Here is a 25684-nt window from a genome sequence, read left to right as displayed (position 1 = left end):
AGGGCATTCGACGCGCTTTAAGTCTTTGGGAAATTCCATAGCTCGTCTTAATTTTCAACTCTTTTGGCCTGCCATGAGCAAGCGTAGCGCGTCGACGTAACGAAGTGGAGATGGCGGAGCAATGGCGGAGAGGGAGGGATTCGAACCCTCGGTGCCGTTTCCAGCACACATCCTTTCCAGGGATGCACAATCGGCCACTCTGTCACCTCTCCTTTGGAAGTGGTGGAGCAAATTCGCCTCAGCGCATAGGTCAACCTATAAATTTAATTATTTCTCCGCTTGGTACAATCTATAATGCAATTTCTACTATCACCTGAGCTACTAACAGTTTTGGTTTAATATTAGAGTTGATCTGTTGAGAATTATTCTCTGAATTCGCGGTCCCTATTTATTTAATGTCAGTAGTGAGAGCTGCTGTTTCCCCCATCATTGATCTTGTTTTTTTATTTCAGGTAGGCGGATTGTGTGCGTTTCTCTCGTGCATGGATCGACTTACTGGAGTGGGATTTCAGGAGTTACATTATTATGCACCTTATCGATTGGCTGATTGCCATTGTCCCTGTCGTTTTTATTATTAGTATTGCGGTTTACTCGAAGAAGTATGTTCGAGGTGTCGTCGATTATCTGGCGGCCGGCCGTGTGGCGGGGCGTTATGTGATCTGCGCGGGCGATTTAACTGCGGGCCTGAGTGTGATTACTTTGGTCGGCTTGGTAGAGGCGAAATACCAGGTGGGCTATGCGCTGACTTTCTGGGAGTATTTGACGGTGCCAGTCTGGATTGTGATGGGGCTTACGGGCTTCTGTGTTTATCGTTTCCGTGAGACGCGTTCGCTCTCGATCGGCCAGTTTTTGGAGATGCGCTATAATCGACCGTTACGGATTGTGGCGGCGACCATTCGTACTTTGGCAGAGATGGTGACGAATGCGATCGGGCCTGCAGTGGCCGCAAATTTCTTTATTTACTTCCTGGGGCTGCCTCACGAGGTGATGGTGATGGGGGTGGCTTTGCCGACCTTCACGCTGGTGGTGACTTCCTCCTTGGCGCTATGTATGCTAATCATTTGGCCGGGCGGGCGTATTTCTTTGCTGATTTCGGACGCCTTTCAAGGTTTGATGAGTTATCCTATTTTCGTGATCATCGCGGGTTATATTTATCTGCACTTCGGCTGGCACGATACGATTGGGCCGGTGATGATTGATCGCGTGGATGGAGAGAGCTTTATCAATCCTTTTGATATCGAGAAGCTACGTGATTTTAATATTTTTGCACTCTTTGTGACGATTATGGGGAGTATTTTGAATCGAGCCAGTTGGATCGGTAATGATACTTCGACCAGTGGGCGCACGCCGCATGAGCAGAAAATGGCGGGCATCTTGGGCACTTGGCGCTCTTTGTTTGCGGGCTTAATGATGCTCTTGGTTGCGGTGATGATCATCGCATTGATGACGCACGGGAAGTTTTCCAGTGAGGCGCATGATATCCGCTCTGAGTTGACTGAAAAGGTCGCGATGGAATCGGTGCCCGATTTAGAGGCACGCGCAGGGTTGGAGCACAGCTTGGCTCAAGTGCCGATTCCCCGACATGAAATCGGTGTAGATGCACCCCTTTCTCAAGATCACAATATTGACACGCCTTACATCGCGGCGGCTCGCGACGCACTGAGTGGCACGCCGGAGGGGAATCAACAGTTTCAGAAGTTCCGGACCTTGTATCATCAAATGATGCTGCCGGTGGCGCTGAAGAACCTGCTGCCGACGGGACTGATGGGTTTGTTTCTCTTGCTGATGATTATGCTGCTGATTTCTACAGATGATTCACGTGTGTTTAATGCTTCATCGACGATTGTGCAGGATTTGATTGTTCCCTTTATAAAGGAGCCACTGACGCCGAAGCAGCACCTGTTATTATTCCGCCTTTGCTCCTTGGCGGTTTGCATCTTCTTTTTCGTGGTTTCGATTTTCTTCGTACAGATCGATTATATTATCATGTTCACTACGATGATGACAGCCTTGTGGCTCGGCGGCGCGGGGCCGATTATGGTTTTCGGTCTGTATAGCCGTTTTGGTACGACCACAGGAGCTTTTGGAGCGATTATTTTTGGTTCTGGATTTTCGTTGATAGGATTGTTTCTGCAGCGTAATTGGGCTGAAGTGGTGTATCCATGGCTCGAAAGAAATAACTGGAGCCATTCGGTGGGTTCTTTTTTAGAGACAGTTTCGAGCCCGTTTAACCCTTACGTGGCTTGGGAAATGAGTGCGGTGAAGTTTCCGATCAATTCTTACGAAATGTATTTCATGGCGATGTGCAGTGGCATCGCGGCTTATGTTCTGGGCTCTTTGATTACGCAAAAAGAGCCTTACAACTTGGATCGCCTATTGCACCGCGGGGAGTATGATGTCGCGAATGAGTATAAGGAGCCCTTTAAGTGGAGCGTGCACAATGCATTTAAAAAGTTGCTAGGTATCACTCCAGAATACACTCGTGGCGATAAGATCATCACTTGGTCGGTCTTTGGCTACGCCATCATTTATAAGTTCTGTCTCTGCTTTTTAGGAGTTTTGGTCTTGAACCTGTTCTCACCTTGGTCGGATGAGGCTTGGAGCCAGTATTTCTTTATTACCAGTTTGGTGGTGACGGGTATATTGGGGATTGTGTCGACCTTCTGGTTCTTGATCGGTGGGGTGATCGACTTGCGCAAGCTTTTCCGCGACTTGGCTAGCCGTATCGATGATCCGTTGGATAACGGCATGGTCGAGGGGCATGTCTCTTTGGCCGATAAAGCAGCCTTCGAGGCACGGGAGCATAAATCAGAGGAGGACTAGGCGCTCATTTACGATCGCGTCCTTCGTCGATTCTGATGGTCGGGATCCATGTCTACGTCCATGCAGAGTGCTCTAAAATGCGGAGACGATTTGTTGTATTATGCGAGCACTGAGAACAGCTTGTGTTTTACGCGCCCGTGAAGGCGGTGCCTTTCTTGACTTCGTCGGTGACTTTGAGCACGGCGACTGCTTGCTCCATCGATACGGGAAAGGGGATGCCTTCTCGAATTGACTGATAGAGTGCGGACCAGATCGAGTGAATTTCGGTCGGTGTGCTGGGGGCGACTTTAATGTCTTCTTCGACCCATTTTATTTGTTCTAGATCGGCATAAGCATTACTGACTCCTCCGGTCAACGAGGGGGTGCCAGCATGTGCTTCAGTCTTTTGGAATACCTGATTGGGATCGATGTATTTTAAGTGAATGTTGTCGCCTTGACAGGTGAGTGCTCCCCGCGAGCCGAAGAGCGTGTATTCGTTTTGCGGTAGGGCGGCGCCTCCGCTGATTTCCAGGTCTACTACGCGGCCGCTTTCGCCTTTGAGCACGATCTTGATGTGATCTTCGGCATTGCCGAGCGCGGCGACTTTTTTGAGGTCGCTCCACAATTCGCTGACTTTGTAGTCCAGGAATTGTAGGGCGTGGTCGATAATGTGTGGGCCCCAATTGTTGAGCTGCCCGCCGCCGCATTCTATGATCGTTTGCCAGTCGCTGCGGCGCTGGAAGCTGTGGCGGCAGAGCTTTATTTCGTAAACTTCGCCAAGGATGCCCGATGCGATGATCTCTTGAATGTGATTAAACGGGGCTTCGAACCGGCGATTTTGCCGCGGGTAGAGCTTGCCGGGGTATTGTTGGCATAGGGCGAGTAGCTTTTGGCCATCGGTATAGTTGAGACCAAGCGGTTTTTCGAGAAATACATATTTGCCTGCGGCGAGCGCTCTTTCGCAGTGCGCTACGTGGTCGGGCGAGCGGGTGGCGATGGAAATTAGCTCCACTTCAGGATCATTGAGAAATGCGTCCTCATCCGTGTAGGTGGGAACCTGATATGTATCCGTGAGGCTTTGATTGCGTGTTGGATCAATATCGATGCCTGAGTGCAGCTCAAACTGTTCGGGGTAGATGGCTATTTCGGCCGCGTGCATATTGAGTCCAGCACGGCCGAGGCCCCAAATTCCGACTTTAATTTTATCAGTCATGTTATATTGCTGTGACAGGCTTGCGCAGGTGTGTAAAGTTAAGAAGCTGTGCGAGTAATTTTTAGAATGTCGTCTACTGAGCTGGTATAAATTTCGTATACAGTGTGGTGAGCTTACGCGGGCAGTGTGCGCTGTTCACATTCCGTCTTGCGCCAGATCGTAGGCATGGATACATTGCAACTGACTTGTCTATGACTGAACAATCTTCCAAATCTCTATCGAAAACTGGCTGGGTATCTATAGGAATGCTGAGTCTGGTCTTTTTTGGTGCGTACTTTGTGTTGCGCGCGCTGCCTGCTGCACAGTGCGGTTTTTTGCACTATGAGGAAATCGTGAATGCGGAGGGGGAGATCGAGCTGTGTGCGACGAATCACGCAGGATTTATTGATCTGACGCGTTTTACTTATCCGATTGTAACCGAGCTCAGTTCGGACACCGCTTTAGAGCCTGGTGTGACCGCTCAGGTGGAACTTAATTTGCAAACTCAGGGCGGTACCAATATCGCGCCACATGAATTGGCGGTGACGCATACGGAGAAGATGCATGTGATGGTGATCGACCCTTCCTTGGAAGATTACCATCACGTGCACCCGCGTGCGGATGGTTTGAATGGGCGCTATCAATTCGATTTTAAACCGACACACGGTGGGGCGTATCGCGTCTTTACCGAGATTGTGCCGCTGCGTAGCCGCAGTCAGGCAATTGCGCTGTCTGAGCTTGCTGTGGCTGGCGAATCTCAGCGCCCGAAGTTTGAGCGTTCGACTGTGAGCGTGGTGGATGGCGTGCGCTTTGAGCTATTAGGTGCGCCTGAAAGTTTACAACGCGGGCGTGATTACCGTTTTGAAGTTAAGGTGGCCGGTGCAGAGGGTGCTGTGGTTCACTTGGAAACCATCATGGGAGCAAAGGGGCATATGGTGGCGTTTGATGCGGCGGGTAAGGGCTTTGCGCACATGCACCCGGTCGACAGTGTGGCCTCGGCCCGCACGGCGGGCTTTGGTGGGGGCACGGAAGAGAGCTCAGAACTGGCATTTTTATTTAACGTGCCGAACACTGGTTGGTATCGGCTTTTTGCGCAAATTCAAGTCGAGGGAAAGCCTGTTTTTGGACGTTTTGATCTCCAGGTAGAATAGATTATGGATGATTTTGATACTTTTAAGGCTTCACGTGAAAAAATGGACCCGAGTGCGCGCAAGATGTCGGAGCGCCAGTGGCAGCAAGCGTATGTGGCTTACCGTAATACGCGCGAACGCGTGGTGAGTGCTGGCGAGCGATCGTCGGAGGCCAGAAGTGGTGCTTCGTCGAAGAAGCGTCGCCGCTCCGGCAGTTCGGGCAAGTCGGCAGGGCGTGGGGCGCATCAGCCATCGAGTGCTTCTGAGCTTGCTCAGTTGCGTCATTTAGTGCGCGAAAAATCAGCCTATGCCGACCTTCGCTTAATTATCGATATCTTGGCATGGGTGGCGATTGCGGTGGCGCTTGTGGCCGGTGTGTTGACGCTTCTTTTTTACACTTCAGTGCTGACGGCTTTAGTCTCTGTTCTGAGCATTGCCATGCAGGTGATTTGCATTGTTGTGGTGCGTCTATTGGTGCAGGTGCTGATTGATATTCCAGATATTGGGCTGTATCGCTTGCAGCGCGAGACGCTCGAACACGCCGAGTGCTTGCAGAATTCTGAATCGTGAATTTATTAGCAGTCGGCTTTTTCTTTTATTGTTTCGTCCCCATTTATGCAGTTCTCCGCTAGATTTCGTCATATTGATTCACAGTTTGGTTTTGAAACAGAGCCGCTTGAGGCATGGACCGCAGACTATGAGAATGCGGATCTTCTTACGATCGACTTGAATCGAATGGCAATTGCCAGCTCGCAGCATGCGGTGCTTGATTTCCCGGAAGTAGAGATTTGCGGGGGGCAGAGGCGTGCTACGGTGCGAGCGATTAATGGCCAATTGTTTTATAGTGACCTACAATCGCAGAATCGGAAAGATCTTAAAGTGCTGCCGACGGAAGTCGCCAGATTGCTTGAGGGGCAGTCCCTTGACACGGTTTTTCAGCGTGAGGAAGCGGATGTTTACGAGCCACTGCAGCATCAGGTGTATCGTAGTGGTTCGAGCCGTACCATTGGGATGTTAGCCTTGATTGGGATGTGTGTGGTGCTCGGTCTATGTTCGACTATGGTTTGGCGTGATGTTTCAGATCAACCGCGTTTGTATCGTGAACCGGAGTTTGTCGCGAGTTCGAGCCAAGAGCGCGAGGTACTACGCCAGTATGCCGATGTCTATGTGAGTGAGTATCGCGAAGGCGCAATGCTCTTCGAACTGAGCCGTGAGGGGCAATTATCGCGATACGAAATGTGGCATTCTGAAGAGCAGAATGATTTTGTTCTGATACCGGTAGATTCTTACCCAGTTCAAGTCGGTCAGCACGAAGGTCAGACGGCGATGCTGGCAAATGAAACCTACCTGTTGCTACCTGTGGGGGATGAAATGATCTCGTTGCACGGGATCAACTACAGTCGACACCATGGGCCGCTATCAACTGTGGGCAAAATACTAAATTCCACGCCTTAGAGCGCTCCGTGTTTTAAAGCTTAATGTAGTAGCGTAGATTTTCGCCGCTTATTTGTAGCGAGCCGCTGCTGGGGTCACCATCGTCGATGTGAGCGTCAATGTCTTTGAGGCGGCCTGGGTCGATTGCAATGGGGTACTGTCCACTGTGAACGATATTGATGTAAGCGCTGCGATTAGCGGGGTCGCTTTCGGTGGTGTAAACCCAACGGTAGGTGCCACCGATCGGTGAGGGCATTTTCCATGCGCTGCTCATTCGCTCTGCCATACCTTCTGGATATACGCCGACTGCAGATACGGAGTCGGGGTAGTGGCCATTATCAAGCTCGAAGGTGTCGAATTCTTGTTCGTAAAGGCGTAGGTCGTGTTCGAGGGCGCCGATGCGTGTATTATCGCGGGAGCGTTGAAAGGCTGGTATGGAAATCGCCGCTAATATTCCAACAATACTGACGGATATAGCTAGCTCAACGAGAGTGAAGCCTTGCTTGGCTGGGGTATAAGGTTCATTCATTTGTAGTCACTATACTTATTTTTTACAAATAGGGAACACTTTATTGAGTTGCGTCAAATAGCTGATGTAGAATGTCAGATCTGGTAGCCGAGTAGTTCGATTTTTAATTTCGCAGCCTTTTGGAGTAAAGTAGGCTTATCAAGCATAATGACGCGGCCCACTTCGAGGGCTGCAGTTTGGATTCCGGCAGTGTGCATGACATCGAGTGTGCGCTCTCCGAAGACTGGCACATCGAAGCGATAGTCCTGCTGGCGTTTGACTGTTTTTACGAAAATGAGTCCGTCCGTTTTGAATTCACCTGCTCGTTTAAGCATCGGATCGGTGCCTTCGTAGGCTTCAACGGCGAGCACTGTGCCTTTACGCACGACGGCACCTTGGCCGATGTCGAGCTCGGTGATGCCTTTGGCGATTTGAATGCCGTGTTGAATAAATTCTTCTGGCGCCTTGAGTTTTCCTCCTGTCATCAGCCCTTCGCTGGCTAGCTGATCGTCGAGGAAACTGCGAGCGTCGAGCATTTGGATGTCAATGGCTTCAATTTCGGCAGAGATGGCACCAAAAATCGTCTCGGCGTTTTTAATTTTTAAGCTGTTGAGTATTGCGAGTGCTTTGAGGTCGGGGTGCAGGCCGTGGAAGAGGCGCTTGGGCGTGATTTGTCCAGCCATCACTGCATAGCGGCAAGCAAGTTTTTTAAGTGATTTTAGTAGCTTGCCGAGTTGGCCCACTTTGATCTGTATATGCGCTTCTGCGGGCACCGAGTCGATCAAGCTTTGCTCGGTTTCGCCTTTAAAGGAGATTAATCGCAGTGGGAGCCCAGCTGCGCGTATGCGCTCCGCCATCAGGATCGGGTAGAGACCTTTGCCAGCAATGAGACCGATGGGTTGAGGCTCAAAGTTGGCTGGAAGAAAGGCAGAGATACTCTTTGTGTTAGTCTTCAAAGCGATAAGGGCGGAGGTCGGGTTGCTTAAAATAATCGGGACTGACGATACGGATGGGGACCGGGGGCTCTCCGGTGCTGGCATTGGCTTGAAAGCTGACGCGTTGGCTCGCGTGTTGTGCGGCTTTACAAAACTGCACAGAGCCAGCACTGAGCGAATCGACGCTGGCCGCTTCGGCGATCTGTTGCCGCTGCAGACTTTGCTGGCTAATGCGCACAATTTTAGGGGCAGAGATAAACTCGCGTGCTTCGGCGCCGGGGTAGTAATAGGTTAAGTTACCCTCGTATGCGGCGATGTGCAGGCCTGTGATCGCATCGAGGCGTATCAGGCAGGTGCCCTTATGCAGGCGAATTTCTCCCGTTGGCAGCTGAATACGTAGTTCCGATAGCGGAGAGAGCTGGTTGCTGGCGATCGCGAGCTCGCCTTCGGTGAGTTTTAATCGTAACTTGGATACGGAGGGTTCGAGCCCGGAGGTGCGGTCTTTATTTTCAAAGGCTTGTTGCTCATATTCCAGGCATTGCACGGAAGTATTTGAGGTGAGTGCGATCGCGACGGAATTTGAAAAAGTTAAGAACAGCTGCCCTTGTGCTGCAGTCGAGAGCTGCAGGCCGGCAGGTTGTAAGACTTCATGCGCGCTGATGTCGACAGTTTGGCCGGCGGCGTCAGTGGCTGCGATCGAACCGCTGCGGCTCGTGACAAAGGCGCTGCCATCGAGCATGGGGGCGGCATGCAAGCAGGAGAGCGCTCCGAGGCAGAGTGCGATAAAGCTATGAGTGATTCTTTGCTTTACGGCGCTCCGCCCGAGCGGGACGCCGGCAGCTTTCGCTGCCGGACGTTCTAGTATTACATGCCGCATCGTAGTGCTAGCCATATTTACACGGCCACGATATTGACGATCTTACCGGGCACGTAGATTTCTTTCTTAATCGTTTTGCCGTCGATGAAGCCTTGCACACGCTCATTGGCCTTGGCGGCTGCGATGGCATCGTCCTTGGATACATCGGCGGGCAGTTGTGCGTCGCCGCGATACTTGCCATTGACTTGGAAGATGATTTTGACGCTGTCCTCGACGAGCTTGCTTTCATCGTATTTCGGCCAGCCGGCTTCGACGATGCTACCTTCGTGGCCAAGGCGTTGCCAGAGTTCTTCGGCTATATGTGGCGCTAGTGGGGCGAGTAGTTTGATGAAGTCTTCGACTGCTTCGCGGGGCAGGGCCTCCGTCTTGGCGAGTTGATTGATGCAGATCATCATTTGCGAGATTGCCGTGTTGAAGCCTAGGCTGCTGTAGTCGTTGGTGACCTTCTTGATCGTGGCGTGGAGTACGCGCTCGGTCTCCGGATCGAGTGCATCACTTTGACCGATCTTGAGCTGGAGCTCGCCATCATCGGCTACCACCAGGCGCCATGTCTTGCGTAGGAAGCGGGCGATGCCTTCGATGCCCTTGGTGTTCCAAGGTTTCATGGCTTCGAGGGGGCCGAGGAACATTAAGTAGAGACGTAGGGCGTCGGCCCCGTAGCCTTCGATAATAGTCTCAGGGTTCACCACATTGCCACGGCTCTTTGACATCTTTTCGCCGTCTTCGCCGAGAATGATACCTTGGTGGAAGAGCTTTTTAAAGGGCTCGGGATCGCTGACGACACCGATATCGTATAAAATGTGGTGCCAGAAGCGAGCGTAGAGTAGGTGGAGCACTGCGTGCTCGGCCCCGCCGATGTAGAGGTCGGGGGTGCCCCAGTACTTCTCTTTTTCAGGGTCGATGAGTGCGTCCGTGTTGTTCGGATCGATGTAGCGTAGGTAATACCAGCAAGAACCAGCCCATTGCGGCATGGTGTTCGTCTCGCGAATGGCAGGGAGCCAACCATCTTTGGCCTCCGTGGAGGTGGCGCCGGTGGCGGGGTCGATGAAGACATGTAGCCAAGTTTCGGCCTTCGAGAGCGGGCTTTGGCCGTCTGGTGAGGGTGTGTAGCTCTCGACTTCGGGCAGTTCCAGCGGGAGCTCGGCGTCGGGCAGGATGATGGCGTAGAGCAGCTCGCCGTCGACTTCGCAAGTGACTGGGCGCTCGACGGATTTGAGTGCGTCGTCGACTTGATCGTAGTTGCTTTTATTGAGCCAGAGTACTGGGAAGGGCTCGCCCCAGTAGCGTTGACGCGAGAAGAGCCAGTCGCGCAGTTTGAAATTGATGGTCGCTTGGCCGCGGTTCTCGGCTGCGAGTTGCTCGATGACCGCGTTTTTTGCGGATTCGGAGTCTTTTTCGCTTTGCTCGCCGGAGTTGATCAGTTTGCCTGGCCCGGTATAGGCTTCAGTCAGAGCGCCTTCGGCATCCTTGGTGGCATCTCCGCCGTCGTCGATCACTTGGATGATTTCGAGGCCGAATTCCTTGGCAAATTCGAAATCGCGCACATCGTGTGCGGGCACGGCCATAATCGCGCCAGTGCCGTAGGTCATGAGCACATAATCAGCCACCCAAATTGGGATTTCTTTGCCGTTGACCGGGTTGATGGCCGTGGCGCCGGTCCATACGCCGGTTTTTTCCTTGGAGAGTTCGGCACGTTCGAGGTCGGACTTGCTCTTGGCTTTTTCTATATAAGCGGCCACAGCTTCCTTATTCTCGGCTGTGGTAATCGAGGCGACGAGCGGGTGCTCCGGTGCGATCACCATGTAGGTGGCGCCGTAAAGTGTGTCGGGGCGCGTCGTGAAAACGGTCAACTGCGAGTCATGTCCAGCTACATCGAAAGTGATTTCAGCACCTTCAGAACGGCCGATCCAGTTTTCCTGTAAGCGCTTAGTGGAGTCGGGCCAGTCGAGGTCTTTCAGGCCATCGATCAAGCGTTCTGCATATTCAGTGATACGTAGCACCCATTGGCGAATCGGACGGCGCTCGACTGGGAAGCTGCCACGCTCAGAGCGCGGGCCTTCAGGGGTGTTGAGCACTTCCTCGTTGGCGAGTACGGTGCCGAGCTCGGGGCAGAACCAGACTGGTTTTTCGTCTACATAGGCGAGCCCTTTCTTAAAGAGCTGCATGAATATCCACTGGGTCCACTTAAAGTAGCCGGGGTCGGTAGTGTTTACCTCGCGACTCCAGTCGTAAGCGAAACCCAGTTGGCTGAGCTGCTTGGTGAAATTAGCGACGTTTTGCTTGGTGGTGATCGCAGGGTGAGTGCCCGTCTTGATGGCATACTGCTCGGTTGGCAGGCCAAAGGCGTCCCAGCCCATGGGGTGTAGCACATTGAAGCCCTGTGCTTTTTTGAAGCGTTTGAGTGCGTCGCTAGCAGTGTAGCCCTCAGGGTGGCCGATGTGTAGGCCCGCTCCGGAAGGATAGGGGAACATATCGAGCACGTAAAACGTAGGTTTATCCTCGAAGTCTTTAGCTGCGTAGGTGTGGTTTTCCTCCCAGTATGCCTGCCACTTGGGCTCGATGCTGGAAAAATCGTATTCTTTGGTCGTTGTAGCCATTTTTAGAAAACGGCGAATTAAGAAGGTCGCTCAGGTATCCGTCAACGTTGGAAACAATTCAAGCGCGAGATGGCTAAAGGATTGCATTGCCGAGTGGCCTAGCAATGCTTTTGCTCCATATTCTATGGTTGAAACTGCAGCTACTCCGAAGATTGAAACACGTGGCCTGATTAAGGAATACGGCAAGCGTCGCGTGGTCAATAAAGTCGATGTCCACGTAAACGCGGGCGAAATTGTTGGGCTGTTGGGCCCTAATGGTGCAGGGAAGACGACGACTTTTTATATGGTGGTCGGTCTCGTTCCCGCAACGAAGGGGAGTGTGCATTTAAATGACGACAATTTGACGAATTTGCCGATGTATCGTCGCGCACGGTGTGGGATCGGTTACTTGCCGCAAGAAGCATCGATCTTTCGTAAAATGACGGTCGAGCAGAATATTCGAGCGATTGCGGAAACTATGCCTTTTAAAAAGGCGGAGCGGGAGGCCTGTATCGAGAAGCATTTAGAAGAGCTTGGTTTAACGCATTTGGCCTCGCAGAAGGCCTACACGCTCAGTGGGGGAGAGCGCCGTCGCTTGGAGATTTCGCGGGCGCTAGTGACCAATCCTAAGTTTCTTTTGATGGATGAGCCTTTCAGTGGTGTGGATCCGATTAGCGTGAGTGAAGTGCAGAAGATCATTGTGCAACTTAAAGAGCGCGGGATCGGCATTCTAATTACCGATCATAATGTGCGTGAGACACTTGCGATCGTTGATCGCGCTTATTTGCTACACCAGGGCTCGATTTTGAGCGAGGGTAGTAGCGACTTTCTTATCAATGATCCGAAGAGCCGGGAGTTTTACCTCGGTGAGGATTTTAACATGTAACCCAGAATTTTAAGCATGGCCGCCGTACAACGTAATAATACCAAATTTGTCGAAGCAGTTTCCGTTCGAGAATTTTATGAATCCTTTAAGGAGCCGCTGGAGATGGAATTGGTGGCGGGGGAGTCTGGCTTAGATAATATGATTCGTGAGCGCAGCCTGAATCGGCCAGCGCTGGCAATGGTGGGCTTCTTTAAGGCCTTTGCGGCCAAACGGATTCAACTCCTAGGTGCTGGGGAGATGGCCTACATCCGCGAAAAGAGCCAAACAGAGCAAACCGCGATTATGACGGAGATCTTGAAGCGCAATGTGCCTTGCTTGATTATTTCGCGCAATTTGGCTCCGACCAAACATTTGTGCAAGTTGGCAAATGAATATAATACGCCGATCATTCGTTCCCCGCTGAAATCCAAGACCTTTACCACGGAAGCCACGCTTTTGTTGGAAGATAAGTTTGCCCCGCGCACCCATATGCACGGCACCTTATTAGATATACAAGGCATTGGAACTTTGATTTGTGGTGAGAGTGGCGTGGGGAAGAGTGAGTGCGCTCTGGCGCTGATTGAGCGCGGCCACAGTTTGGTCGCCGATGACTTGACCTATATTAAGCGGGTGAGTGAGCGTGAGTTGCTGGGGACCTCCTCGGATCTTAGTCGCGGTTATATGGAATGCCGAGGTTTGGGGATTATCAATGTCGCAGAGCTCTTTGGAGTCCGCTCCGTTCGGCTCGAGAAACGGATCGACCTGATGATCAATTTTCACATCTGGACGCAAGGCATGCATGAAGAGCGCACGGGGCTTGAAGAGCAGCATATGGAAATTCTAGGTTTGAAAGTGCCCTTGATGGAGATCCCCGTTCGTCCCGGACGTGATATGGCGCGCTTGGTCGAGGTCGCTGCGATGGTGCAGGCGTTGATGAAAATCGGACATGATTCGGCGGCTGAGTTCAATGATCGCTTAATTGCGCATATGACAAAGTAGTGAATAACTGCCCTGTTTTTGAAAAATATTTCCCGTGCCAATTTAAAATTTCGCGCTTCCTTGCAAAAAAAAGAGGAGTTTCGATTGTAGCTCAGAGATTCCCGAAATGCCACTTTTTCAGTGGTTAACAGAACTGTCACAGGTACGTGACATTCATGGCAAAAAAACTTATAAACTTATTCGTGAGTCGAGTGTTAATAACTTGTGCAGAACTTGGCCTTGCCTTGTGCATTTTGCTGCCGATTCTTTGATCCATCGCCGACATTGAACATCTCAGTTTCGCTGATATTCAACCGCTTGCAGTTTATTTTTAATTGTAGGTGCCATATTTAATAAAAACATAACTTACTTATCATCAATTGCTAAGCTCTTGTTCTTCGAACATGCTTGCTGTGCTTTTTGATTTTAGGGATCCTATCTTTCATTCACAACTTTCAGTTTTTTCAGTCTCGCGTATCGAAGTGGCTCGCACTCTACGCAGGACTGTGAATAATTGGCGAGTTTCCCACTTCTCACACGTCCATGTCCTCAACACAAACAGCCGCCTCTCTCTGGCACAGCACCAACGAAGAACTCAAGAATCTCTTTCCCGCAGACGTTTACGAAATGTGGTTTAGTGAGCTTGTGTGCACTGTTGAGACGGACTCGAAGTTGGTATTGACGACCAATAGTGAATTCAACGCTATCTGGATCGAAAATAACTTTCTGGATATTATTACGCAACAAGCTCGTAGCTTTGCTGGCTCCGCACTTGAGGTTCGAATCGAAGCTGGCTCGGCTAAGGATGTTAAAGCTGCTAGCCAATCAGCTTCCGGAGGTCGTTTGGGCGCTCCAGCGAATCGGGCAAATGAATCGACTGTGGCTTCACCTGCGGGGCAAGGTTCTCAAACACCTGATCTACGTAATGATCGTCCGGTCAGCCAGGGGGCGCCTTCGCATCGTACGCTGATTAACCCGAGCAACACATTTGAGAATTATGTGGTGGGTTCAGGTTGTCAATTGGCACACGCGGCTTCGATCGCAGTGGCGAATGCTCCTGGTCGTGCGTATAACCCACTTTTTGTTTTTGGTGAGACTGGTCTTGGCAAGACGCACTTGATGCATGCGGTGGCGCATCAGATGCTGACTAATAATCCCAAGGCACGCATCGCTTACGTGTCTACCGAGAAATTCACGAATGAGTTTATTCACGCGATCCGCGAGAACAAGCTGTCGAAGTTTCGTCAATATTACCGCAATGTGGATGCGCTCTTGGTGGATGATATTCATTTCCTTTCAGGAAAAGAGAGCACGCAAGAGGAGTTTTTCCACACTTTCAACGATCTCTTCGAGTCTGGGCGTCAAATCTTTTTGGCGAGTGATCGCCCAGCCAATGAAATCGAGCGCCTTGAAAATCGTTTAATTTCACGTTTCCAATGGGGCTTGGTCACTGATATCCAAGCGCCTGATTATGAGACGCGGGTTGCGATCCTTAAAAATAAGGCTTCGACCATGAACCTTAAGCTCGACGACGAGATTGTGAATTTCCTCGCCGAGCGTGTGTCGCGCAATGTGCGCCGCATGGAAGGCGCGCTCACTCGTATCGCTGGTTATGATAATCTGATTGATCGCAAATTGGACTTGAACGCCGTCGAGCGCTTGCTGAGCGATCTGCTGCACGCCGAGGCTGTCAGCAAGGTGACCGTAGACCAGATTCAGAAGAAGGTGTCCGATTATTATAAGATTCGCTTTAGCGAGTTGATTGGTCGTCGTCGCACCAGTGCGATCGTTTTTCCTCGCCAAGTGGCAATGTATATTTCCCGCACTTTAACCAGCGACCCTTTGAAATCGATTGGTGATGCCTTTGGTGGTCGTGACCACGGCACTGTGATTCACGCCTGCAAGCAAGTGGAGAACATGATGGAGCAAGATGCCAGCGTGAAGCGCGGCGTCGATTATTTAATCCAGCAGCTCTCTAAAGAGCGCGCGTAAGTCGGCTGGGGCGTCGGAGCCCTAGTTCAGATAATTTGAAAACTCCGTTTCAGGAGTGGCGTATAAGCTGTGTAGCCTCGAAACTTCGTTTCGGGGGGAGCGTATCAGCTGTGTAGCCTCGAAACTTCGTTTCGGGGGGAGCGTATCAGCTGTGTAGCCTCGAAACTTCGTTTCGGGGGAGAGCGTATGAGCTGTGTAGCTTCGAAACTTCGTTTCGGGGAGAGCGTATGAGCTGTGTAGCCTCGAAACTTCGTTTCGGGGGGAGCGTATCAGCTGTGTAGCCTCGAAACTTCGTTTCGGGGAGAGCGTTTCAGCTGTGTGTGTCGATCGGCTATTATTGAACTTGTTGCACCCCGCAAGCTAGTTGGCTGATGCTGGATGAACCGCCGCAGTGTAGGCGCTTAAGCTCGTGCTTGCGCATTTATATCTGTGTGTGTGTAGGCCGTGTCACATATCTGCGCCATGGGTCTGACGACTGTGACACGCAGTGTGACACTATGGCATTTATTTTGTGTCTGAATCTATGCTGAAATGATCTAATATTTAATTATCATTCTGATTATCAGAGCCTTATGGATTAGTTTCTGTGATGGCATCAGGGGTGCTTAATGTTTGGCATGGGTAAAATCATTGGAATCGACTTAGGAACAACGAACTCTTGCATGTCCGTAATGGAAGGCGGGGAATCTGTTGTTATACCAAACTCGGAGGGTGCACGCACGACTCCTTCAGTAGTGGCATTTGCCAAGAACGGCGAGCGTCTCGTCGGTCAAGCGGCGAAGCGTCAAGCTGTGACCAATCCGAGCAATACGATCTTTTCGGCGAAACGTTTTATCGGCCGCAAGTTCGACGAAGTGCAGGAGGAGGCAGAGTCTCTTCCTTATAAAGTGGTCTCCGGTAAAAATGGCGACGCTTACATCGAAGCTGAAGTAGACGGCAAGAAGGAGACTTTCGCACCAGAGCAAATTTCTGCCATGGTCTTGCAAAAGCTCAAGGCCGACGCTGAGGCATACCTCGGTGAAAAAGTCACTGAAGCTGTGATCACCGTGCCTGCTTACTTTAATGATGCGCAGCGTCAGGCAACTAAGGATGCCGGTCAGATTGCAGGTCTGGAAGTGAAACGTATCATCAATGAGCCAACTGCAGCCGCACTTGCGTATGGTCTGGATAAGGGCCAAGACGAAGTGATCGCTGTGTATGACTTGGGTGGGGGCACATTTGACGTCTCGATCCTTGAGATCGGTGATGGTGTCTTTGAAGTTAAAGCGACCAACGGTGACACACACCTCGGTGGTGATAACTGGGACAGCGCTTTGATCGATTACTTGATCGCTGAGTTTAAGAAGAGCGATGGCATCGACCTGCGCACTGATAAGATGGCGCTGCAACGCTTGAAGGAAGAGGGCGAAAAAGCTAAGATCGCTCTGTCCTCAACACAAAGCACCGACATCAACCTTCCGTTCATCACTGCAGACGCATCAGGTCCAAAGCACCTGAACATCACACTTTCACGTTCCAAGCTGGAGCAAATCTGTGATTCGCTCTATCAGCGCACCATCGCTCCTTACGAAGCTTGCTTGAAGGATTCTGGCCACAGCAAGTCCGAAATCGGCGAGTTGGTGCTGGTCGGTGGTATGACACGTGCGCCTAAGGTGGTCGAGATTGCTAAAAACCTCACAGGTAAAGCACCGCACCAAGGTGTGAACCCCGACGAAGTTGTCGCCATCGGCGCGGCGATTCAAGGCGGCGTGCTGCAAGGTGATGTGCGCGACGTGCTCTTGCTCGACGTGACTCCGCTTACATTGGCGATCGAAACGGCCGGTGCAGTGGCCACGCCTATGATCGAGCGTAACACCACGATCCCAACCAAGAAGAGCCAAACTTTCTCGACCTACGCCGACAACCAAACTGCGGTGGACATCAAAGTCCTCCAAGGTGAGCGTCCTATGGCGAAGGATAACAAGATCCTAGGTAACTTCCGCCTCGACGGCATCCCTGCGGCATCACGCGGCACACCTCAGATTGAAGTGACTTTCGATATCGATGCCAATGGTATCCTCAACGTTAGCGCTAAGGATCAAGGCACAGGTAAGGAGCAAAAGATCACGATCTCCGGTTCTTCCGGTCTGGATAAGGACGAAGTAGAAAAGCTGAAGCGCGAAGCCGAAGCACACGCTGCTGAAGACGAAGCACTCAAAGCACGCGTCGAAGCTCGCAACGAACTCGACAACATCGTCTACCAAGCTGAAAAGCAAATCAGCGACATGGGCGACAAGATCCCAGCCGACAAGAAGACTGAGCTCGAAGGCGCGATCGCCGAAGCGAAGGCAGTTCTTGAAAATCAAGAAGCCGATGCCGAAGCTCTCAAGGCTCCTAAGGAAAAGATCATGGAAATCATGCAGTCTTTCGCGGAAGACCTTTACAAGGCACAGGCTGCTGAAGCCGGCGCCGCTCCAGAAGGCGACGCTGCTGCGGGTGCTGAGTCCAAGCAAGCTGAAGATGCGGACACTGTCGATGCCGACTTCGAAGTCGTCGACGAAGAAGACAAGAAATAAGCTTTTAACAAGTCGCGCTCAGACCATCCGTTTGAGCGCGGCTTTTTGTTAAAAAACATAAATCTCCAAAAACATACATAAAAACAAATATGAAAATCAAACCACTCGGTGAACGCGTTCTATTGAAGCGCATTGAAGAAGACGAACAGATCCGCGGCGGGATCATTATCCCAGACTCCGCTAAGGAAAAATCTCAGGAGGCAGAAGTTGTCGCCCTGGGCACTGGTAAGAAGGATGACAACGGTGACGTGGTCGCTTTCAACGTCGCAGTCGGCGATAAGGTGCTCCTTCCTCAATACGGCGGCACACCCGTCAAAGTCGATGGTGTCGAGTACATCCTGATCGATGAGGATAGCATTCTCGGCGTGATTGCATAAGTTCACTCCGCATTAAACTCTAAAATATAAAACTAAAGATAACATATTATGGCTAAGCAAATTCTATTTGATGAAGCAGCTCGCAAGAAGATCCTGAAGGGTGTTGAAACACTTTCACGTGCAGTGAAGGTCACACTCGGACCTAAGGGACGCAATGTCTTGATCGACAAGAAATTCGGCGCACCGACTGTCACTAAGGACGGCGTGACTGTGGCTAAGGAAATCGATCTTTCCGATGCTTACGAAAACATGGGTGCACAAATGGTGCGCGAAGTCGCTTCCAAGACTGCAGATTCTGCGGGTGATGGCACCACAACTGCTACTGTTCTTGCCGAAGCAGTTTACCGCGAAGGCATCAAGAACGTCGCTGCGGGTGCAAATCCAATCTACCTCAAGCGTGGTATCGACAAGGCAGTTGCTGCGGCAACTGAAGCCTTCGCGAAGCAAAGCAAGAAGGTTAAAGACCGCGAAGAAATCCGCCAAGTCGCGACTGTTTCTGCAAACTGGGACCGTGAAATCGGCGACATCATTGCAGACGCAATGGACCGCGTCGGTAAGGACGGCACCATCACAGTTGAAGAAGCCAAGGGCATCGAAACATCCCTCGACGTGGTCGAAGGTATGCAGTTCGACAAGGGCTACCTCTCTCCTTACTTCTGCACCGATGCAGAAGCTCAGGAAGTGAACTTCGAAGATGCGCACATCCTCATCCACGAGAAGAAGATCAGCAGCCTCAACGAAATCCTGCCATTGCTACAATCTGTGGCGAAGACCAACAAGCCATTCCTCATCATCGCTGAGGACATCGAAGGCGAAGCCCTCGCTGCACTGGTTGTGAACAAGCTTCGTGGCACACTCAACGTGGCTGCGGTCAAGGCTCCTGGCTTCGGCGATCGCCGCAAGGCAATGCTGGAAGACATCGCTGTCCTCACAGGTGGCCGCTGCATCACAGAAGATCTCGGCATCAAGCTTGAGAACGTTCAGCTCAGCGACCTCGGTAAGGCCAAGCGCGTTTCCATCGATAAGGAAAACACCATCATCGTGGAAGGTGCCGGCAAGAGCTCCGATATCCAAGGCCGCGTGAAGTTGATCCGCAAGCAAATCGAAGCCACTTCCTCCGACTACGATCGTGAGAAGCTGCAAGAGCGTCTTGCAAAGATCGCTGGTGGTGTCGCCGTCATCAATGTAGGCGCACAAACTGAGCCAGAGATGAAAGAGAAGAAGGACCGCGTCGACGACGCCCTGCACGCAACTCGTGCCGCAGTCGAAGAAGGCATCCTTCCAGGTGGTGGCGTGGCACTTCTTCGCGCTGCTGGTGCGATCGAAACGGCTGCTTCTGCGCTTGAAGGTGATGAAGCCCTCGGTGCCTGGATCGTGCGCCGTGCGATTGAAGCACCGCTTCGTCAGCTTTGCACCAATGCCGGTGTTGAAGGTTCCCTCGTTGTGGCTGAAGTCCTTAAGGGCAAGGGTTCCAACGGTTACAACGTCGCCACTGGCGAATACGTTGACTTGCTCAAGGCAGGTATCGTTGACCCAGCCATGGTGACACGCACAGCCCTTCAAAATGCTGGTTCCGTAGCTGGTCTGCTGCTCACAACTGAGTGCATGATCACCGACGAGCCAGAAGAAGGTGGCTCAGCTGGCATGCCTGACATGGGCGGCATGGGCGGCATGGGTGGCATGGGCGGCATGGGCGGCATGATGTAATCTCCGGTGGAGATACATTCGCTCACACCAAGCAACACATTCTAAAGCAAAAGCCCCGACCGAAAGGTCGGGGCTTTTTTTTAGTGCGACTTGCTGAACTGCGTGCCGAGCTGTGAAACTATTTGATCGCATATTGACTAGGGGATTGATTTGCCTAATGCGTACACTTTTACTCGGGTAAATCATGTATCCTTTGCTTCTAATATGAGTCAATCCAGAGTCGTTGCCGCCGTCGAAATTGGGACGTCCAAAATTGCTGTACTTTTGGGCGAGATTCTTGGGGACGCAGGTCTCAATATTATCGGGCACGCAGTGAGCTCTTCCAAGGGGGTGAAGAAAGGGGAAATTACAGATCTGGATAAGGCAAGTGATTGCGTGCATGCAGCTATTTTAAAGGCAGAGGCGAATGCGAAGACACGGGTGGATGAAGTTTATTTGGCCCAGACCGGGCGCCATCTTATGGGGAATTTTAATGTTGGTAGTTCCAATATCAGCTCTTCAGATGGAGTTGTGCGTTTAGCAGATATCGATGCAGCCAAGGAGGATGCGAAACGCCGGACGCTTCCGCGTGATCGAACCTACATTCACCACATTCAAAACCCATTTACATTGGATGGCCGGCCGGTGGATAACCCGCTCTCGAAGGAAGGGCGACAATTACAAGTTGGTTATTGGTCGGTGCATGGAGACAGCGAAGCAGTCAGTGACAGTTTGCGAGTGATTCGCGGCATAGATCTGGATGTGTCGGATATGATTATATCGAGCATTGCCTCTGGCGTGGTCTTACTCGAGGAATCCGAAAAAGAGAATGGAGCGCTGGTGATTGATATGGGCGGTGGCACTACTGACTATGTGCTCTATCGTAAAGGCTTTATTGTGAAGACCGGAGTGGTGCCGGTGGGGGGGGATCACATTACTAACGATCTCAGTATTGGGCTGCGGGTGGCACGCAAGAGTGCTGAAGAATTTAAAATAAAAAATGGTCGTGCGTATTATGAGAGCGAAGATCGCGAAGAGAAAGTCTGGCTCTTCGGAGACATGACGATCGGCGACCACGAGTATCCATTGGCAGCGATCACTAAAATCATCGAAGCACGGGTAGCAGAAGTTTTTGATATTATTAAAGAGCAATTGATCGCCGATGAAGTGTTTGAGCCGAGTGACATCGCTTCAGGAGTGGTGCTCACGGGGGGGAGTTCGCAGTTGGTGGGGATCGATGAAGCCGCCCGCCGCCGTTTCGGTTTAGATGCGCGGGTCTCCGAGGGCCCGAAGGATGTGGCCGAGGAACTACGTGTGCCAGAATACAGCACCACGCTTGGTTTGTTGCACTATGCATTGACTGGCCAGGAAGAAAACCAGCAACAAGCCAAACCCTCTGGGATCTTGCGCCGATTGACGGGCTTATTTAATTAGCGATTAAATGGATACGACGACCGACATAATGTTTGACCAAGACACAGCGCAGGCGGATCTTAAGATTAAGATCGTCGGGGTCGGTGGTGCCGGGACCAATGCAGTGGTCGGGCTCAAGCTAGATGATTTGGGCGATGTTCGGCTTGCTGCAATCAATACCGATGCACAGGCGCTCAATCAATCGCCTCTGGCTGAGAAGTTGGTGATCGGCCGCTCTGTGACTCGGGGGCTCGGCGCCGGGGGCGAAGTCGAAATCGGCCGAGCAGCTGCGGAGTCGGATCGCGATGGCATCTCGCGTCTAGTCGGCGATTCGGACTTGATCATTATTGTTGTCGGGCTCGGCGGTGGCACCGGGAGCGCCGCTGCGGCGGTTGTGGCCGAGGTGGCCGCGCAGACCAATGCATTGGTGCTGGCCTTTGCAACATTGCCCTTCAGTTTTGAGGGGGCACGTCGCAAGCGTATTGCAGAGGAAAGCATCGGCGAACTGCGTCAATTAGTACATGGGTTGATTCCATTGCCCAATGATGTGCTGTTGCAGGAGGGCGATGAAGACACCAGTGTGCTCAACGCATTTGCGGTCGCAGATAGTTGGATTGGGCGTGGGGTCAACTCGCTCTGTGCGATGCTCTTAAAGACCGGTCTCATTAATCAGGATTTTAGTTCATTACGCTCAGTCTTTCAGGCCCGAGGGGGGAAGACGATCTTCGGCACGGGCACCGCGACGGGGGGCGACTATGTGAAGGATGCCTTGGAGGAGCTGTTTATTTGCCCCTTGTTGCACCTTGGAGATCGCCCCGCGCAACTAGATCGTATTTTGGTTAACATCATTGGCGGCGCAGATCTCGGCATTGCCAAGGTGAATGAAATTATGACGCAAGTGACGCAGCGTTTCGGCTCGCGCGAAGATATCGTCTTCGGTGCGGTGATCGATGAGAGTCGTCGCGAAAGCATCGAACTGTGCATACTTGCTAAGGCAGAAATTGAGGCGCGTGTCGCACCGCCCGCGGAGCCCAGTGCATCGATGCCCAAGGCGAAGCGCGTGATGACGACGGGGCTCGGCCTAGAGACGGAAATCTCGCAGGACACCCGTGCGCCGCGCCCCGTTCATACCTCAAAGCTGCTGCAGAAGAAAGCATCTGATGAGAGCCAGGATGAGTTTACTTTCGTCGATGGTGAAGACCAGCGTGGCTATTTCGATAAGACTGACCGCAACGACTATAACGACGAAGATCTCGACGTGCCCACCTTCATGCGGAGGGGGATTAAGATTAAGATCAAATAACTACTATGCCTTGGTACCTTTACCATGCCCTGAAACAGTTGTTTCCTTCTGGGCGTTTCTTTTCCTTCTTCTCGCTGATGTCGATCATGGGCGTGATGTTAGGCGTCTGTGTTTTGATCATTGTGCAGAGTGTGATGAATGGCTTTGGCGAGGGGATTCGCCAGCGCTTAACCGAGACGCAGGGAGATATTCGCATACGCTCCAGCGAGGTGATCTATGATTGGGAGTCGGTGCAAGAGACTGTGCTACAGCAGGATTCAGTGGTGGGGGCATCGCCGTTTGCTGAGGGCGTGATTATGCTGCAGCATCAGAATCGGCCACAGTTCCCCTTTGTGCGGGGAGTGGATCCCTGGTCCGAAGAGGAGGTCGTGCCCATTAAGAAATTTTTGACTTTAGGAAATATGGAAGACTTCGACGATGATGGAGTTTTTCTAGGCGAAGGTCTCGCTTATGCTCTCAAGGCAGGGCCGGGTTCGACAGTCGAAGTCTTTACACCGTTGATGCTGGAAGCCTTAAAGCAGGATGAGGTGTTACTACCACGCGAATTTAAAGTGGTGGGGCTCTTTCGCACAGGATCGCCTCAAGTGGATGGCAATACGATGATCACAACTCTGCGTGTGATGCAGGAGCTTTACGGTTTAGAAGATGGTGTGCATGGCATCGTGCTCAAGTTACGCCCGGGGGTGAATGCGTATGATTATAGCGTCGATTTGGAACGCGAAGTTCTTCGGCCCGGCTTAGATGCCGTCAGCTGGATCGAGTCGAATCAGGATTTTCTTTTTGTGATCGAGCAAGAGAAACGAGTGATTTCTTTTATCATTATCTTTATCATTCTGGTGGCTTCGTTTTCGATTGCGATCGCTCTGATGATGGCCGTCATCCGAAAGACACGCGAAATTGGGCTATTAGTCGCGATGGGCGGGCGGCCGTATCAGGTGGCGTACAGCTTTTGTTTTCAGGGCTTCGTAATTGGTTTTGTCGGCACGGTGATGGGCATGTTGATGGCCTTAGTATGCTTGCACTATCGTCGCGGCATACTTTCCCTCTATACGGACATTACCAATACTCAGGCGAACTTCCTGGGGCAGTATGATGTCTACGAAATTCCTGTGCATTATTTAGCTTCCGACTTTATCACAGTGACTTGTTTCGCGCTCGTCATTTCGACACTGGCCGGGCTATTGCCCGCGCTGCGTGCTGCCCGACTTAAACCCGCTGATGCCCTCCGTAGTGAATAATCCATACTTACTTGAAGCCAAAGCGCTGGGGAAGCAATTTCCCGGTGCCGACAACGCGATCTCAGTGCTCGCAGGGGTGGACTTTGCGCTGCTGCCGGGCGAGAGCGTGAGTATCCGCGGTGAATCCGGGAGTGGTAAGTCCACTTTATTAAATGTGCTTTCGGGCCTGGAGCGTGCAGATGCGGGGCAGCTCTTTTGGCAGGGAGCAGAGGTCACCAAATTTTCTCTTTCGAAGTTGGCAGCGGCCCGCACGCGCTACATGGGCTTTGTATTTCAGGCCTATTATTTGGCCCCCGAATTAAATGCACTTGAAAATGTACTGCTGGGGGCGCGTATCTCCGGGCGGGTGGATTCGAGCGTTCGTGAGCGAGCCGAAGCTTTACTGGTGCGTGTGGGGCTTAAAGAACGTATTAAGCACAGTTCCACTAAAATGTCGGGCGGAGAGCGGCAGAGAGTGGCCGTGGCCCGCGCCTTAATTAATGATCCACCGCTGGTTTTGGCCGATGAGCCTACAGGGAATTTGGATGAAGCCACCGGTCTGGCCGTCATGGATCTCTTACTGGAAATCGCAGGGGAGGCTCAAAAAAGCTTGGTCTTGGTGACCCATAATCCTGAATTTGCGGCTCGAACACAGCGCCAACTTACATTGCATTTGGGGCAACTTTCTTAGACTGGCTTCAATCGCGCCAGCTTAGGCATTACAATTTATATCGAATGGATACGCATAAACTAAAAATTGGATTTATCGGGGCGGGGGCTAATACCCGCAAAATGCACATACCTGGCTTTCATAAACTAGAGAATGTCGAACTCTCTGTTGTGGCGAATCGCAGTGTTGAATCCGCCCAAGATGTCGCCAAGAAAAACGGTATTCAGCGCGTCGCTAAAGATTGGCGCGAAGTGGTCGAAGATCCTGCGATTGATGCCGTCTGCATTGGCACTTGGCCTTATCTGCATGCTGAGGCGACCATCGCTGCCTTGGAGCATGGCAAACATGTGCTTTGTGAGGCTCGCATGGCATGCGATCTCGCCGAGGCAAAGGCCATGTTGGCTGCTGCTCAAGCGCATCCTCATCTAGTGGCTCAACTCGTGCCCGCGCCGTTTTCTTTAGACTTTGATGCGACTATTCGCGAGATGCTACAAGCTGGCAAATTAGGTGAACTGTTGGAGGTGCGCGTCGTGCATACCAGTGGTCAGTCGGCAAATCCCGAGGCTCCTATGACGTGGCGGCAAGATGTCGCGTTGAGCGGTAAGAATATTATGAGTATGGGCATCATGCACGAAACGGTGGAACGTTGGGTGCAAGATGAGCCTAGCTGGTTGCTGGCCGATGGAGCCGTCTTTCAGCCACAACGCAGCTATCCGGATTCTGAAGAGCTTAAAGAAGTCAAAATACCCGATAGCCTAAGTGTGATGGGGCGCTTTGCTCAGACTGGTGCACGCTTAGTGTATCACTTTAGTAGCGTCGAGTCGGGCAAGCCACGCATGGAGTTTCGGCTCAACGGCTCTAAGGGAGCCCTGCGCTTTGATACCTATGATACCGAACTGCTCTATGCGGCCGCCGGGGAGGTGGAAGAGAAAAAAATCATTCTCTCGCGCGCGGAAAGCCGAGGCTGGCAGGTTGAGGCAGATTTCGTGCAATCGATACGCACAGGTGTGCCTGTTAAGCTCACTTCATTCGAGCAAGGGCTGCGTTATATGACCTTTACCGAGATGGTGTCGCAGTCCTTGGCCAACAATTCCAGCCGTGTTGATTGGCTGGGGTAAATATTACGAATGTAGTCTTGCATCTTAGCTGCGCTAGTCTCAATACTGTCTCAATA

The 25684-nt window shown here is 51.8% G+C and carries 20 protein-coding genes and 1 tRNA gene; 15 read left to right on the top strand and 6 right to left on the bottom strand.

What is annotated here, in order from left to right; translation table 11 throughout:
- Nucleotides 1-122: 122 nt before the first annotated feature.
- A tRNA-Ser gene (locus QEH52_RS04995) sits at nucleotides 123-212 on the bottom strand.
- Between the two features lie 313 nt (nucleotides 213-525).
- On the opposite strand from QEH52_RS04995, the gene QEH52_RS04990 reads away from it, so the two are divergent.
- A complete protein-coding gene (locus tag QEH52_RS04990; RefSeq protein WP_308948980.1) occupies nucleotides 526-2823 on the top strand; it encodes a sodium:solute symporter family transporter in 2298 nt (765 codons plus the stop codon).
- Between the two features lie 127 nt (nucleotides 2824-2950).
- Here the strand turns inward: QEH52_RS04990 and QEH52_RS04985 are convergent, their stop codons facing one another.
- Nucleotides 2951-4015, bottom strand: coding sequence for a Gfo/Idh/MocA family protein (locus tag QEH52_RS04985; RefSeq protein ID WP_308948979.1), 1065 nt, complete (start codon nucleotides 4013-4015; stop codon nucleotides 2951-2953).
- Between the two features lie 191 nt (nucleotides 4016-4206).
- Here QEH52_RS04985 and QEH52_RS04980 point away from each other — a divergent pair, with 191 nt between their 5' ends.
- Genes QEH52_RS04980 through QEH52_RS04970 form a run of 3 tightly spaced genes read left to right on the top strand, consistent with a single transcriptional unit; the run spans nucleotide 4207 to nucleotide 6579 of the window.
- Nucleotides 4207-5145, top strand: a complete 939-nt coding sequence (locus QEH52_RS04980) for a hypothetical protein (RefSeq protein ID WP_308948978.1) — start codon at nucleotides 4207-4209, stop codon at nucleotides 5143-5145.
- Between the two features lie 3 nt (nucleotides 5146-5148).
- Nucleotides 5149-5694, top strand: coding sequence for a hypothetical protein (locus QEH52_RS04975; protein WP_308948977.1), 546 nt, complete (start codon nucleotides 5149-5151; stop codon nucleotides 5692-5694).
- Nucleotides 5695-5739: 45 nt separating this feature from the next.
- Complete coding sequence (locus tag QEH52_RS04970; protein WP_308948976.1) at nucleotides 5740-6579, top strand: hypothetical protein; 840 nt, start codon at nucleotides 5740-5742, stop codon at nucleotides 6577-6579.
- Between the two features lie 13 nt (nucleotides 6580-6592).
- Here QEH52_RS04970 and QEH52_RS04965 read toward each other — a convergent pair whose 3' ends face one another.
- The 4 genes from QEH52_RS04965 to leuS all read right to left on the bottom strand — a co-directional run bounded on the left by QEH52_RS04965 (nucleotide 6593) and on the right by leuS (nucleotide 11475).
- Complete coding sequence (locus QEH52_RS04965; protein ID WP_308948974.1) at nucleotides 6593-7087, bottom strand: type II secretion system protein; 495 nt, start codon at nucleotides 7085-7087, stop codon at nucleotides 6593-6595.
- A 74-nt stretch (nucleotides 7088-7161) separates the two neighbouring features.
- Nucleotides 7162-8022 (bottom strand): LpxI family protein, encoded by an 861-nt coding sequence (locus tag QEH52_RS04960; RefSeq protein ID WP_308948973.1) that lies wholly within the window; start codon nucleotides 8020-8022, stop codon nucleotides 7162-7164.
- Entirely contained in the window at nucleotides 8012-8893 is an 882-nt protein-coding gene (locus tag QEH52_RS04955; RefSeq protein ID WP_308948971.1) for a FecR family protein, read from the bottom strand. Before QEH52_RS04955 ends, QEH52_RS04960 begins: the two co-directional genes overlap by 11 nt.
- Nucleotides 8894-8895: 2 nt before the next feature.
- The gene (gene leuS / locus QEH52_RS04950) at nucleotides 8896-11475 is read right to left on the bottom strand and encodes a leucine--tRNA ligase (protein ID WP_308948970.1); all 2580 of its coding nucleotides are present in this window, start codon (nucleotides 11473-11475) and stop codon (nucleotides 8896-8898) included.
- Between the two features lie 124 nt (nucleotides 11476-11599).
- Here leuS and lptB point away from each other — a divergent pair, with 124 nt between their 5' ends.
- The 11 genes from lptB to QEH52_RS04895 all read left to right on the top strand — a co-directional run bounded on the left by lptB (nucleotide 11600) and on the right by QEH52_RS04895 (nucleotide 25628).
- Entirely contained in the window at nucleotides 11600-12340 is a 741-nt protein-coding gene (lptB, locus tag QEH52_RS04945; protein ID WP_308948969.1) for an LPS export ABC transporter ATP-binding protein, read from the top strand.
- Between the two features lie 15 nt (nucleotides 12341-12355).
- Nucleotides 12356-13318, top strand: a complete 963-nt coding sequence (hprK, locus tag QEH52_RS04940; RefSeq protein ID WP_308948967.1) for an HPr(Ser) kinase/phosphatase — start codon at nucleotides 12356-12358, stop codon at nucleotides 13316-13318.
- A 522-nt stretch (nucleotides 13319-13840) separates the two neighbouring features.
- Complete coding sequence (gene dnaA / locus QEH52_RS04935; protein WP_308948966.1) at nucleotides 13841-15289, top strand: chromosomal replication initiator protein DnaA; 1449 nt, start codon at nucleotides 13841-13843, stop codon at nucleotides 15287-15289.
- Nucleotides 15290-15906: 617 nt separating this feature from the next.
- Entirely contained in the window at nucleotides 15907-17844 is a 1938-nt protein-coding gene (gene dnaK / locus QEH52_RS04930) for a molecular chaperone DnaK (RefSeq protein ID WP_345785446.1), read from the top strand.
- Nucleotides 17845-17933: 89 nt separating this feature from the next.
- Nucleotides 17934-18221 (top strand): co-chaperone GroES, encoded by a 288-nt coding sequence (locus tag QEH52_RS04925; protein WP_308948964.1) that lies wholly within the window; start codon nucleotides 17934-17936, stop codon nucleotides 18219-18221.
- 48 nt (nucleotides 18222-18269) lie between these two features.
- Nucleotides 18270-19928, top strand: a complete 1659-nt coding sequence (gene groL, locus QEH52_RS04920; RefSeq protein WP_345785445.1) for a chaperonin GroEL — start codon at nucleotides 18270-18272, stop codon at nucleotides 19926-19928.
- 204 nt (nucleotides 19929-20132) lie between these two features.
- Entirely contained in the window at nucleotides 20133-21341 is a 1209-nt protein-coding gene (gene ftsA / locus QEH52_RS04915; RefSeq protein ID WP_308948963.1) for a cell division protein FtsA, read from the top strand.
- A 7-nt stretch (nucleotides 21342-21348) separates the two neighbouring features.
- Nucleotides 21349-22623, top strand: a complete 1275-nt coding sequence (locus tag QEH52_RS04910; RefSeq protein ID WP_308948962.1) for a cell division protein FtsZ — start codon at nucleotides 21349-21351, stop codon at nucleotides 22621-22623.
- 5 nt (nucleotides 22624-22628) lie between these two features.
- On the top strand, nucleotides 22629-23861 hold the full coding sequence (locus QEH52_RS04905) for an ABC transporter permease (protein WP_308948961.1): 1233 nt from the start codon (nucleotides 22629-22631) through the stop codon (nucleotides 23859-23861).
- The gene (locus QEH52_RS04900) at nucleotides 23854-24531 is read left to right on the top strand and encodes an ABC transporter ATP-binding protein (protein ID WP_308948960.1); all 678 of its coding nucleotides are present in this window, start codon (nucleotides 23854-23856) and stop codon (nucleotides 24529-24531) included. Before QEH52_RS04905 ends, QEH52_RS04900 begins: the two co-directional genes overlap by 8 nt.
- A gap of 44 nt (nucleotides 24532-24575) precedes the next feature.
- Nucleotides 24576-25628 carry a Gfo/Idh/MocA family protein gene (locus QEH52_RS04895; protein WP_308948959.1) on the top strand — a complete coding sequence of 351 codons (1053 nt, stop codon included), beginning with the start codon at nucleotides 24576-24578 and terminating at the stop codon, nucleotides 25626-25628.
- The last annotated feature ends 56 nt before the right edge of the window (nucleotides 25629-25684 follow it).

This window comes from Thalassobacterium maritimum (assembly GCF_031127805.1).
GTDB classification, from domain to species: domain Bacteria; phylum Verrucomicrobiota; class Verrucomicrobiia; order Opitutales; family Coraliomargaritaceae; genus Thalassobacterium; species Thalassobacterium maritimum.
Note: the sequence above shows the minus strand (reverse complement) of the source record. Positions and strands in the feature narration are given on the sequence as shown.